Source organism: Corynebacterium lactis RW2-5 (assembly GCF_001274895.1).
GTDB classification, from domain to species: domain Bacteria; phylum Actinomycetota; class Actinomycetes; order Mycobacteriales; family Mycobacteriaceae; genus Corynebacterium; species Corynebacterium lactis.
Genome location: NZ_CP006841.1, coordinates 1,212,385 through 1,225,339, shown reverse-complemented (window position 1 = coordinate 1,225,339; position 12,955 = coordinate 1,212,385). Strand labels below are relative to the sequence as shown.

Below are 12,955 nucleotides of genomic sequence, written 5' to 3'. Positions count from 1 at the left end.
GTGCAAGGCACTTGTGATTATCGCCAACCCGGGGATACTCCCCTCCACGACGCTCGACTATACACGGTGCGTACTCGACAAGATAAGTAGAACCAAAGTTAGTCCACGTCAGGGCTGGACTTAAGATAACCTCATGCCAAGGACTGGTTGGGATCCGCGTCGACAAAGTTGACATCTTCCTTCGGCGCATCCTCGGGGTTGGCCCCCTTGATCATCCACAGGATCGTCTCGAGCTCCTCGGGCTTGACCAGCACCTCGCGAGCTTTCGAGCCCTCGGAGGGGCCCACCACGCCACGGGTTTCCATCAGGTCCATGAGTCGACCAGCCTTCGCGAAGCCCACGCGCATCTTGCGCTGAAGCATCGAGGTGGAACCGTGCTGTGCGGTCACGACCAGCTCCACTGCCTGAAGCAGGTCGTCTAAATCGTCGCCAATATCCGGGTCGATGTTCTTCTCTGCCTCGGCGGACTTGTCTTCGGTAACTCCCTCAGTGTAGTCCGGCTCTGCCTGCGCCTTAGCGGCATCGACAACAGCCTGGATCTCCTCATCGGTGACGAAGGCACCTTGGATTCGTCGGGGCTTGCCAGCGCCCTGCGGGATGAACAAACCATCGCCCATACCGATGAGCTTTTCTGCGCCGCCCTGGTCCAGGATGACGCGGGAGTCGGTCAGAGACGAGGTCGCGAACGCCAGGCGAGAAGGCACGTTGGTCTTAATCAGGCCGGTGACAACGTCGACCGAAGGGCGCTGAGTCGCCAACACCAGGTGGATGCCGGCCGCGCGGGCCTTCTGGGTGATGCGGACGATGGCGTCCTCGATGTCGCGCGGGGCGGTCATCATCAGGTCGGCCAACTCGTCGACAACACAGACGATGTACGGGTACGGGCGGTATTCACGCTCGGAACCCAGCGGTGCCGTAATCTCGCCGGACTTGACCTTGCGGTTAAAGTCCTTGATGTGACGCACGCGTGCGGACTTCATGTCCATGTAGCGCTGCTCCATCTCCTCGACCAGCCACTGCAAGGCCGCCGCAGCCTTTTTCGGCTGCGTGATAATCGGGGTAATCAGGTGCGGAATACCCTCGTAGGGCGTCAGCTCGACCATCTTCGGGTCGACCAGGATTAGACGCACCTCTTCCGGGTTGGCACGAGTCAAAAGCGACACCAGCATCGAGTTGACGAACGCCGACTTACCGGAGCCCGTCGAACCCGCCACCAGCAGGTGCGGCATCTTCTGGATGGAGTGCGAAACAAACTCACCCTCGATGTCCTTACCTAGGCCGATCAGCATCGGATCGTCGCTGGCGACCGTCCTCGGCGCGGTGAGGACGTCGGCAAGCCTGACCATTTCGCGGTCGTTGTTCGGCACCTCGATACCTACGGCGGATTTGCCCGGAATCGGGGTGAGCAGGCGAACGTTGTCCGTGGCTACCGCGTAGGCGATGTTGGACTGCAGGTTCGTAATTTTCGAAACCTTCACGCCGGGGCCAAGCTCAACCTCGTAACGAGTCACCGTCGGCCCACGCGAGAAGCCGGTCACCTGTGCGTCGACCTTGAACTCCGCGAACACATCGGTGATCGCTTCGATCATGCGGTCGTTTGTTGCGGTACGGGTCTTCGGACGCTCGCCCGCAATCAACAAATCTGTCGAAGGCAGGTGGTAGTCCATCTCAGTCTCGCTTGCCGACGCCGCCCTCGCCGGGGCGAGTCTGGGCTGCGCGGCCTCGAGCTCGGACTTCGGCGTGGTAGCGGGAATCTTCGAGGCGTCGATGCCGGATCGAGCCGCAATTGCGTCCATTGTCCGTCTGGTCGACTCCGAAATGGCGTCACGGGAAGATGCACCGACGGCGGGAATCGTCGCGTCAGTTACCTCGGTGTCACGATGGACGACATCGCTGTGGTTGTCTTCCACATACTCAGCAGACGGATAGGGCAAATCTTCCGTTCCGTCGTATTCTTCCGAGTACTCGGACCGGTCGTAGTCCTCCGCAGCTGCCGCCTCAAATCGAGTGGTTCGAGCGGAGTCATAGTCCATATCAACGGCCGCCGGCTCCGGGTTGCGGTTGATCAGTTCGGTATTGCGGGACGCTACGGAGGGTTCGTCGAGCAGGTCATAGAGGTTTCCGCTGTCATCGCCCTGCGCGAACCGCGACGGCGCACCCTCGAAGGAATCGTGGTCGGGCTCGTCCAGTCCTGCCCCACGGGAGGTCCTCCCGAACGCACGGCTGGATGGTCGATCAGAACCAGAGGTCGGTCGCGAAGATCGTGGCGTGGCGGAACGGCTGCTGCGCGCAGTGCGCGCACGCGGCTTGGGCTGTGCCCGTTCGACTAGCTCTGTTGGGTGATCGAAATCAGAGTCGTCGTAACTATCGTTTTCGCCGTAGCCGTCAGCCTTTCGGTCCAAAAGACTGTCGACGCCTGCGTAGGGATCATCGTTTTCGACTGCATTGCGCTGATTACCACGTCCCTGCCACTCGGAGAGGTTGAGGTATTCCTTAACCGCGTCGATAAGCTGACGAACCGTCGCACCGGAGAGCACCAGTGCTCCGTAAAACACGATGCCCAACAGCAGGATTACCGCGACCCACGGGGTAAATCCGATTGCGAGCGGAGACCCGATGTAACCGCCGATAGCGCCACCAGCTGCGCGTCGCCCTGCCCAGTCAGCGGGCCGACCAGCAGAGATGTGCACGATTGCGAGGAGGCCACCACCGATAAGCGCCGAGCCAGTAGCGACCGCGGGCACGCGATTCCAATGAGGGGACTGCCCCAGCATCATCATGACTGCAACAAAGCCCAGCAGCACCGGAAGCACGAAAGCTCCGACGCCGATTAGCATGCGTACACCGGTTTCGATGAAGTCTCCTACCGGACCAGCGAGGTGAAACCAGGTCGAGCCCGCGAGGACGATTGCGAGAGCCAAGACTAGTAGCGCCGCACCGTCTTTGTTGGCGTGGATCCCCTCTTCCAGCTCGGGTCCCTCCGCGATTTCCACGTCTGTTTCATACGAGGAGGCCTGCTCCGGCATCACATCGTCGTAACCGCTGGCAGCGCTCCTGCGCCGCCTTTTTTTGGTACCAGAATTGTCTGCGCTTTCGCTGCGCGGGGACATGTTCTCCTCTACTTCAGAACTCTTCTTGCGCGAACCAACCGAGCGCGCAAGGCCTGCGACCCCACGCGCGGTTTCAGACCATGCAGACGCCAGACCACGGCCTACAGCGGAAAAGGCGCTGGGAGTGCGCTTGAACTCCTCAGTGGGAGCAGGCTGTGGGTATCGACTAAAAGCGGCATCGCTTGTATGGCGCGGCGCACTACGACGGTGGTCGGTTTTCGTTCGGCTGGTCGCTGGCATGACCACCACCTTACAGCCAGTTCGCCACTATTTTCACATCAGTAACACGCGTGTCATTCAAGATCGCCCCGAACGGCAAGAATATATCGCTACAGCTCGGCTACAGAGATCCACGCACAATTGCCGCTGAATTTCCCTCTATAGCGACGTCTACCTGATCGCGCCCGTAGAGCCAGAGCAAAAGTTCCCCGGCTTCGCCACGGACGGTTACCACGTCCCCTCCCCTATCGGACCGGTCGACAAGCGTCGCCGCCACACCATCGGGACGCGTCACGACGATTGTCGCCGCAGACTTGCGCAGCATAACTTTGCCGAGAGTCGTGACAACCTTCCACAGCTCCCGTGTCGCGGAGGGCGGCAGCTGACGAATAGTCCAACCTTCACGCGCGCGGCGGACATCCTCGTGGTGGATGAAGTTTTCGGCGGTGTTGATATAGCGATCGGCCCACTTCATCGGACTCCACTTCGGAGCACCACTGCCCCATTTCTGGACAACGTTCGCGTAGGGAATTTCATTGACTTCATCGGTCACGGAGTCCAGTCTTCCCTTGAGTGCCGATACGAACACGCCACCTACCGCATCCGGACGGTGCTCTCGGATATAGAGGTGGGTCGCGAGGTCGCGGGTTTTCCATCCCTCGCAGAGCGTTGGAGCATCCGGACCGACGTTGAGCAATAGAGCCATCAATTCTGCGCGTTCTCTCTCTGCAAAAGTCATGCCCTCAGCCTAGACGACTTACGGCAAAGCCCGCATCCGGGCAATGTCTTGCTCGGACGCGGGCAAAAGCCGAAACTTAGGTTTAGAGACTTTCGCGAGACTCCTGGACCTCGTCGTCAGTGACCTCGGCTGCGGATTCAGAGGACATCGGCACAATGGTCGGAACAACCATCGGGCTACGACGCCACTTCTGGTTAATCATCCTTTCAGTACGGCGACGAACTTCCTGAGCCATACGGTAAGGATTACCCTCTCCGCTGCCTGCAAGGTCGAATAGAGTGTCGTCGACAATCTGCTCGACGGCCTCTAGAACTTCCTTGACATCGTCGGAGTAACCGCGGGCCTGCGCCTTCGGCTTCTCCAACGGGCGACCAGTGCGGTTATCGATGACTGCGGTCACAGTAATCAGGCCGCCTTCACGCATCTCTGCGCGCTCGCCGAGAACGTCCGCGTCAACATCACCCATGGTGACGCCATCGACGTAGAGGTTACCGACCGGAACCTGTCCGACAACGCGGGCGCGACCATCGACGAGATCGACAACGACGCCATTCTGAGCCAGTACAACGTTCTCCGGCTTGACGCCAGTGGAGACAGCGAGCTCCTTGTTAGCGCGAATGTGGCGCCACTCGCCGTGAATCGGCATAACGTTCGACGGGCGTGCGGCGTTGTAGAGGAACAGTAGCTCGCCAGCGAAACCGTGACCGGAAGTGTGAACCTTCGCGTCCTTTCCGGTAATCACGGTCGCGCCAATCTGCGAGAGCATATTGATAACGCCGAACACGGCCTCCTCGTTGCCAGGGACGAGCGAAGAGCTCAGGATAATCAGGTCACCGTCACGGACGGTAATCTGACGGTGCTCACGACGGGCCATGCGGGACAGCGCAGCCATCGGCTCGCCCTGAGTACCGGTAGTAACCAGGACAACCTTGTGTGGAGCCATGCGGGCGGCATCGTTCATCTCGACGATGGTGCCCTCTGGTGCGTTGAGAAGGCCGAGCTCCTGGGCGATTCGCATGTTACGAATCATGGAACGGCCGTTGAAGGCGACCTTACGCCCGGCCTTTACTGCGGCGTCAATAACGGCCTGGACACGGTAGACGTTAGACGCAAACGCAGCGACAATGACGCGCTGCTTGGCGTCCATAATCAGTCGGCGCAGGGTCGGAGCCAGGTCCGCCTCCGATCCGGAGAAACCCGGAATGGTGGCGTTGGTGGACTCGCAGAGGAACAGGTCGATGCCCTCGTCGCCGTAGCGGCTCAGCGCCGGCAGATCCGTCGGCTTTCCGTCCGGCGGAGTCTGGTCCATCTTGACGTCACCCGTGTGCACGACCATGCCGGCACCCGTCTTAATGACGATGCCAAGACACTCCGGAATGGAGTGGTTGACGTTGAAGAAACGCAGGTCGAACGGGCCACGCTGAATGTGGCTGGTGTCATTGACCTCGATGACCTTCGGGCGCTGGCGGTGCTCCTGGGTCTTCGCCTGAATCAGAGCCAGCGTAAACCGCGAAGCGATAATCGGGATGTCAGCCCGCTGCTTCAGAAGCCACGGAATAGCACCAATGTGGTCCTCATGGCCGTGGGTGACGACCAGGGCCTCGACACGGTCCCACTTGTCCTCCATGTAGGAGAAGTCCGGCAGAATCAGGTCAACACCGGGCTCGTCCGAGCTCGGAAACAGAACGCCACAGTCGACGATGATCAGGCGGTTCTTGTATTCCAGAACCGTCATATTGCGGCCAATCTCGGAAATACCGCCGAGGGCAACCACACGCAGGCCGTCCTTCGGGGCCTTCGGCGGGGAGGGCAGGCGCTGAGTCAGGTCAGCGCCCTGCATCGACTGGACGACGTTACGACGATTGCCGCGGCCACCACGGCCGCCACGGGAACCATTCTTGTTGTTGCCGCCACGCCCGCCCCGGCCACCGCGGGAACCACGCGACGACGAGTTGGACGAATTGGACGAGGCCTTCCGCACCTCCGACTTGGAATCCGACTTCTCGGAGCGAGCCGAAGCGGACTGCGATGAGCTCTTACGTGGCCTCGATTCCTTCTTCTGCTGCTCAACTGCATTGTCGCCGTCGGCAGGCGGCCCTGCCTTGCGCGTTACCTTTCGGGCGCGAGAGCGTCCTTCAGCCACTAGAGAACACCTGCCTCTCGCATAGCAGTTGCGAGCAACTCAAGTTGCTGGTCGTTCGGTGCGATTTGCGGCAAGCGCGGATCTCCTATCTCAATGCCCTGCAGGCGCAGGGCAGATTTTGCAAAACTCACTCCACCGAGAGCTGCCTGAGCAGCGAAAAGCGGAGTCATCTTCGCGTGGGCCGCCTGCGCGCCCGCCAAATCGCCCTTGTCAAAGCAAGAGCGAACCTCGGCCAGGAGCTTAGGGGCGGCATGTCCGATGACGGAGATGAAACCAGTGGCGCCAATCGACAGCCAGGGAAGGTTCAGAACATCATCACCGGAGTACCACGCCAAATCAGTATTAGCGATAATTCCAGCGGCAGTACCCAAATCACCCTTGGCGTCCTTAACGGCCAGGATGTTCGGGTGCTCCGACAGACGGTAAATGGTATCAGCTTCAATCGGAATTACCGACCGAGGCGGAATATCGTACAAGCATACGGGGGCATCGGTAGCGTCCGCCACCGCAGTGAAGTGCCGGAACAGGCCCTCCTGATTCGGCTTCGAGTAGTACGGCGTGACCACGAGCAGCGAATCCGCGCCCGCCTCAACAGAGGCCTTGGCCAATTCGACCGACCCCGCAGTATTATTAGTGCCCGCACCGGCCATCAGCTTGACCTTCTCGCCCAGCTCAGCGCGGACTGCACGCAGCAACTGCAACTTTTCCTCGGTCGTAGTCGTGGGCGACTCGCCCGTGGTGCCGGCCAGAATCAGGCCGTCGCAGCCACCATCGACCAGGTGGCCGGCGAGCTTCACTCCAGCATCTACGTCGAGATTTCCGTCCTTGTCAAACGGAGTGACCATAGCTACGGCCACGGTGCCGAAAACATCAGCGCCGCGTGTAGAAGCGTATCCAGTGCTCATTTTTGGCTACCTATTCCTAGATCTATTACGTGTGATCTTCTTTACGTTCGATCTTTTCTCCACCACTCTACGTGGCATTACCCTTCAAACGCGTAAGGACTCGACGCAACCACGGATCCGTCCCGCAACTGCGTAATCTCAAAATCCCCGAAAGCAATCGGAGCAACCCGGCGCAGCTCTTTCAAGCAAGCGACAGCAAGTGCCCGAATCTCTGCGTCCGCGTGCTCAGTGGCTCGCATGGAGATGAAGTGCCTCCACGAGCGATAGTTTCCGGTCACAACGATGCGCGTCTCCGTTGCGTTCGGCAACACCGCCCTAGCCGCCTGGCGAGCCTGCTTTCGTCGCAGCAGGGCGTTTGGCTCGTCTGCCCACTTCTCCTCCAGCGCGTCGAGAAGCTCCCCGTAGGCGAAGCGCGCCTCATCCACCGACTTCTCGAAAAGCCGAAGCAACTCCTCGTCCGCAGCAATCGCGGCGGGAACCACAACGTTATTGGAGCTCGCCGGCACGAACCGCTGGGACAGTTGGGAAAAAGAGAAGTGCCGATGCCGCGTTAGCTCGTGGGAGCACGACCGGGACAGGCCCGTGACGTAGATACTCGCGTTGGCGTGCTCAAATAGCGAGGTATGCCCTACCTCGAGCACATGCCGGAGATAGCCCTCGTTAGTTGCGGTGCGAGGATTCGGCTTATCCCAGGTCTCGTAGCAGGCGCGACCGGAAAACTCGATGAGGGATTCGCCACCCGAAGCATCGGTCTCGAACTCGATGCCTTCCGGCGGGAAAAAGCTCGTGGCAGCAATCAGCTGCGCCTTGAGGTGTACGTTTTCAGACATTTTCTTGCAAACCGGTAAATCTACAGCCCCAGGAAAGGCTCGAGGCCGACAGTCAGGCCCGGGAATTCGCCGATCTTGCGCACGCCGAGAAGCACGCCCGGCACGAAACTCGTCCGGGAGTAGGAATCCTGCTTAATCGTCAGAGACTGTCCCTCGGCGCCGAAAATCACGGTCTCGTGTGCGACCGAGCCGGTCATGCGCACCGCGTGCACCGGAACACCCTCAACCTCCGCGCCGCGTGCCCCCTGAAGTGTTTGCTCTGTGGCATCGGGCTGGCCCCCCATCCCCGCTTCACGACGCGCACGCGCAATCGCCTCCGCAGTGTGAATGGCGGTACCGGACGGCGCATCCTTCTTAAACGGATGATGCATCTCAATGACTTCGGCGGAGTCGAAGTACGGTGCCGCAAGCTCCGCCATCTTCATGGTGAGCACCGCGGAAATGGCGAAGTTCGGTGCGATGAGCACGTTGGCGCCGTTATCGGCGTCGGCAAGCCACTTGCCTACCTGCTCCAGTCGCTCCTTGGTAAAGCCGGTGGTGCCGATGACGGCGTTGATGCCGTTGGCGATGCAGAACTCCAGGTTTGCCATCACTGCATCGGGCTGAGTGAAGTCGACAACAGTTTCGACGCCGGCATCGACCAGCGCCTGCAACTCATCTTCGTGGTCTAGGCCTGCAGCCAGCTCGAGATCGTCGGCGGCGCTAACAGCCTCGCAAATGGTGCTTCCTACCTTGCCTTTGGCACCGAGAACGCCAACCTTGATGTTGCTCACTGCAGCAAATCCTTCCGTTAGGGTTTAATCTTTAATTCCTAACCATAGGTCGAAAGCGGACATTTTTGTGTCACCAGCCCCGGTATCGGCCCAATAATTCTTATTTAGTAACTGACGGAAAGTGGTCCTCATTTGACTGGCGAACCCCAGGAAACGGTGCAAAAAGATTCCGGCAATCCCCGATCCCGCACCCCTTACATGGCAATCTACGTCCTCCTCGCGGCGGCGTTCATGGCGATCCTGAACGAGACTGTCATGAGCGTGGCTATCCCCGTCGTCAAGGCGGACCTGGGCATCAGCGCCGCCACCGCCGGCTGGTTGACCACTTCATTCCTGCTGACAATGGCCGTCATCATCCCCACGACAGGTTACCTCGTCGGGGCGTTCCGGCTCCGCACTCTTTTTGCCGTGTGCCAGGGACTGTTCGTGGTAGGTACGGCAATTGGTATCTTCGCGACGAACTTCCCAGTCGTAATCGCCGCCCGCATCGTGCAGGCGTCCGGCACCGCCGTGCTGCTGCCGCTGCTGATGACGACGGTGCTCAATCTAGTTCCGGAAAACGAGCGCGGCCGAATGATGGGCAGGCTCACCGTGGTAATCGCCGTAGCGCCGGCCATCGGCCCCACTATCTCCGGCCTCATCCTGGAGCTATCAAACAGAGACTGGCACGCACTGTTCGAAACTATGCTGCCCCTCGGGCTGGCAGTATTAATCGGCGGCATGTTCCTGCTTCCAAGATCCGGCGAGAAATCCCACAAGCATGTGGACATCCTCTCCGTCTTGTTGAGTGCGGGCAGTTTCGGACCGCTGGTCTACGCGCTTAGCCGCATCGGCGCCAACTTCGGCGCGATGGCGGCAACTATGGCTGTCGTCGGCACGGTTCTGCTGGTGTGGTTTACCCTGCGCCAGGTGGAGCTAGCGAAAACTGACCGTGCATTGCTGGATCTTCGGACGTTTAAAACGCCCAGCTTCCGAGTTTCCTCGATTATTTTGTCCGTCAGCTTCATGATGATGTTCGGCGTCATCATAATTTTGCCGCTCTACCTGAGTCTTCGCGGAGTAGAAATTAAGACGATTGGCCTCATGCTGATGCCGGGGCCACTGATTATGGGGCTAATGGGGCCTGCGGTCGGACGCCTCTTCGACAAGTACGGCGCTCGTCCGCTCGCGGTACCAGGCGCCATCGCTCTGACGCTCGGAGTCTTTGGGCTCGGATTCATCACCATGTCCACGCCTCTGTGGTGGATTGTGGCGTGCCATATCGTCTTCGAGATCGGCCTGGGCTTTCTATTCACGCCCCTGTTCACATTCGGTCTCGGGGACTTGCCCCGCAACCTTTACCCCGATGGTTCTGCAATCACCAACACGTTGCAGCAAGTCTTTGGCGCGGTGGGGACTGCGCTGTTCGTCGCACTGTCCTCGGTGGCTACGGCCATCATGGCTCCGTCCGGCGCAGAAACCGCTGCAGCCCCGGAGGTTGTCCGGGGCTACAGTGCCGCAATGTTCGTCGCAGCGGCGATTGGGCTTGGCGTTGTCGCGCTGACTTTCCGCATCAAGCGCAGCCGGGAGAAAGTCCAGCTACGCTAATCCGGCAGGCACCGCGCCCCCACCGAGGGATTCGCGATAAGAAATTCGGGCTCAGGCATTCCCAGCTTGCGCGCACGCGCCGCAATCTCCTTCGCCGCAATCGCGATGCGGTCCTCCGGCAGCAGCGCAATCGCGCTTCCGCCGAAGCCGCCGCCGGTCATCCGCGCTCCCACTGCGCCATTTTCCAAAGCCACATCGACGGCCAGATCCAGCTCCGGGCAGGAGACCTCATAGTCGTCGCGAAGCGATAGATGGCTGGCAATCATGAGCGTGCCAAAGGCATCGAAATCCCCCGCCTCCAGGCGCTCGATAGCCTGCGCGGTCCGATCGATCTCGGTTACGACATGGCGCACGCGCCGGGCGACGATATCCACCCATTCGTCCGTGGCGTATCCCTCGGCCACGTTCTCAGCTGCCCACTGCTTCGCGGCCCCAATCGCGTCATCGAGCTCGCGCAGGTTCTCCACACCCAGCCCAGCAGTAACCTCGTCGATGACTCCGCGCCGGGAAGCGTATTTGCCGTCGACCAGGGCATGCCGAACATTGGTGTTGATTACGAGAACCTGCAGGCCCACCGCCGAGAAGGATGCCGAAACCTGGCGGTCCGTGTTGTCGAGAAAATCAATTGCGAGGGCGTGGTCTCCCCTGCCCTTCATGGCGATGCGCTGATCCAGGCCGCCCGTGGAAGCGCCGACAACCTCGTTTTCCGCGCGAATCGCGGCGGCGATGATTCCCGCCACCTCCTTATCGGTCGGCCCCCGGCCGTGGGAGAGCTCGAACGCCGCGATACCGACCGAGCACTCGAGCGCGGCGGAGCTGGATAGGCCACCGCCAATCGGGACGTCCGAGGTCAAGGCAATATCGAATCCGGGAGCATCCTTTGGCAGTAGCCCCGATTCCCGCATCGCCCAGATAGTGCCCACTGCGTAGCCGGCCCAGTTGGCCGGGCTCAGCGGCCCGATTTCGCCGAACCGGATGGAGAAGGGCTCGCCGGTCGGGCTCAGGTCCGAGATGACCCGCAATGTATCGTCGTCACGCGAGCTGACAGCCGCGAAGGTGTTCTGCGACAGAGCAAACGGAAGACAGATGCCATCGGCGTAGTCGACGTGCTCGCCAATTAGATTGACGCGGCCAGGCGCCGCGAACGTGCCCGCGGGTGCGTAGCCGTAGGAGTTCTCGAAGAGCTTTACGACGTCGGCAGCGCCCTGCTCCGCGTTACGCGTCGGCGCCCATTGGGCTACGCCTACCTCCCGGAAACGTCGGGCAATTGCCTCCGGCGTGGTGTCGGAGATCCACGCGCCCTGGCCGGATTCCGACCCCGCAAGGAACTTTATCCGCCCTGCAGAGCGCATCATCGAGTAGAGCTGCAAGTGGAATCGGCCGTATTCGTGATCCTTGCCTACCGGCGCCTGATTCCACGCCGCAATGTACGGGGTCTTGTCAATGCCCGGGAAGAATCGGTCGATCCGACGCAGCAGGTCGAGGTACATCGCGGTGAGCTCGTCCTTCTCCGCGTCATTGAGCTCGCTGAAGTCGCCGATTGCGCGGTTGGCCATCAGCATCACCTCGACAGGCCACTTTGCAGCGGCCGGGACAAAAGCGGTGAAGTGCTCGCCCTCGCTGATGATCCGCTTTCCGGAGGCTTGCTCCGCGGCGAGGACATCGTCAAAGAGGTCCCTCCCGGTGGCCTCTCGGTGTGCCTTGGCCCGGGCTGCGATAGAGGCCGCGCGGCTGGGCAGGTACGGGTAGGAGTAAATCTGGCCGTGCGGGTGCTGTAGCGTCACGCCGATTTCCTCGCCGCGGTTTTCGAACGGAAACACCAGCCTGACACCATCGATGGCGCTTAGCTCCGCAGTTCGGTTCGCCCAAGCTTCCACAACAGTGCGGGCCCTCGAGAAGCTCAAGTCTCGGAACGAATCCTTCACGTGCGGGGTAAAGCAGACGACTTCGCAGCGCGCCAGCGCCGGACGGCGCGGGTAGAGCTCGTTTCCGTCGACAGTCCGGGCGAAATCCTCCGGCACTTCCATGTGCATCGACAGCGATGGGAAACGGTTTTCGAAGACGACTACGTCGTAGTCGTCTGCGGGGACCTCGGTCGGCGGTTGCCCGGCGACGGTCGGCGCGAGAGGATTCTCGTTGGCCGGCGGCATAAAAGTGCGGTTCATGCGGTGCGCCGCATAGCAGTTCCACTCGCCGGTGAGAGGATCCTGCCGCAGCTCCGAGTCGGTAATTGCCAGCGGAAGGTCGCGCTCATCGTCTAGTTTGCGGGTCTTTTTACCCGCGACGTAGTCCGGCTCATCGTCGAAGTAGAGCAGCTCGCGCCCGTCGGAAAGCGTGGTCCGGGTAATCCGAAATTCGTGGGTCCCGTTACCTTTTGCAGCCATTACTCCGGGTCAGCCTCCTCCACTACGGTCGGGCGAATCTTTGCCCAGACGAAGAACACTGCTGCAACGACGACCAGTGCGATGCCTGTGTAGAGGTTGTACATTGGCTCCTTCGCAGCACCCGTGTCAGGGTTAATGCCCGGGTCCAGCGCCAGGTACGCGACCAACAGTACGAGGCCGTAGATACCCATTAGCGCACCAATGACGTTTCGAACGTCGAAGGCACCGGCGGATTTCTTAGAAGAGTTCGTGATACTCGACATTG

At 60.6% G+C, this 12,955-nt stretch carries 9 protein-coding genes; 1 reads left to right on the top strand and 8 read right to left on the bottom strand.

All coding sequences use genetic code 11. The features are described from left to right. Positions 1–131: 131 nt before the first annotated feature. The 6 genes from CLAC_RS05345 to dapB all read right to left on the bottom strand — a co-directional run bounded on the left by CLAC_RS05345 (position 132) and on the right by dapB (position 8,719). Positions 132–3,350, bottom strand: a complete 3,219-nt coding sequence (locus CLAC_RS05345) for a DNA translocase FtsK (RefSeq protein WP_053412018.1) — start codon at positions 3,348–3,350, stop codon at positions 132–134. A gap of 100 nt (positions 3,351–3,450) precedes the next feature. Further along, the gene (locus tag CLAC_RS05340; protein WP_053412017.1) at positions 3,451–4,068 is read right to left on the bottom strand and encodes a TIGR03085 family metal-binding protein; all 618 of its coding nucleotides are present in this window, start codon (positions 4,066–4,068) and stop codon (positions 3,451–3,453) included. 82 nt (positions 4,069–4,150) lie between these two features. Beyond that, on the bottom strand, positions 4,151–6,211 hold the full coding sequence (locus CLAC_RS05335; RefSeq protein ID WP_053412016.1) for a ribonuclease J: 2,061 nt from the start codon (positions 6,209–6,211) through the stop codon (positions 4,151–4,153). After that, positions 6,211–7,116 carry a 4-hydroxy-tetrahydrodipicolinate synthase gene (gene dapA, locus CLAC_RS05330; protein WP_053412015.1) on the bottom strand — a complete coding sequence of 302 codons (906 nt, stop codon included), beginning with the start codon at positions 7,114–7,116 and terminating at the stop codon, positions 6,211–6,213. The genes CLAC_RS05335 and dapA overlap by 1 nt, the downstream gene beginning before the upstream one ends. Positions 7,117–7,193: 77 nt before the next feature. Then, positions 7,194–7,946 (bottom strand): FAD-dependent thymidylate synthase, encoded by a 753-nt coding sequence (thyX, locus tag CLAC_RS05325; protein ID WP_053412014.1) that lies wholly within the window; start codon positions 7,944–7,946, stop codon positions 7,194–7,196. Positions 7,947–7,966: 20 nt separating this feature from the next. Beyond that, positions 7,967–8,719, bottom strand: a complete 753-nt coding sequence (dapB, locus tag CLAC_RS05320) for a 4-hydroxy-tetrahydrodipicolinate reductase (protein ID WP_053412013.1) — start codon at positions 8,717–8,719, stop codon at positions 7,967–7,969. Positions 8,720–8,875: 156 nt separating this feature from the next. On the opposite strand from dapB, the gene CLAC_RS05315 reads away from it, so the two are divergent. Continuing rightward, the gene (locus tag CLAC_RS05315) at positions 8,876–10,306 is read left to right on the top strand and encodes an MDR family MFS transporter (RefSeq protein ID WP_245621990.1); all 1,431 of its coding nucleotides are present in this window, start codon (positions 8,876–8,878) and stop codon (positions 10,304–10,306) included. Here the strand turns inward: CLAC_RS05315 and galK are convergent. Then, positions 10,303–12,690, bottom strand: coding sequence for a galactokinase (gene galK / locus CLAC_RS13135; protein ID WP_156324778.1), 2,388 nt, complete (start codon positions 12,688–12,690; stop codon positions 10,303–10,305). The genes CLAC_RS05315 and galK overlap by 4 nt on opposite strands. Continuing rightward, positions 12,690–12,953, bottom strand: a complete 264-nt coding sequence (locus tag CLAC_RS05305; protein ID WP_053412011.1) for a hypothetical protein — start codon at positions 12,951–12,953, stop codon at positions 12,690–12,692. Before CLAC_RS05305 ends, galK begins: the two co-directional genes overlap by 1 nt. Positions 12,954–12,955 lie beyond the last annotated feature (2 nt).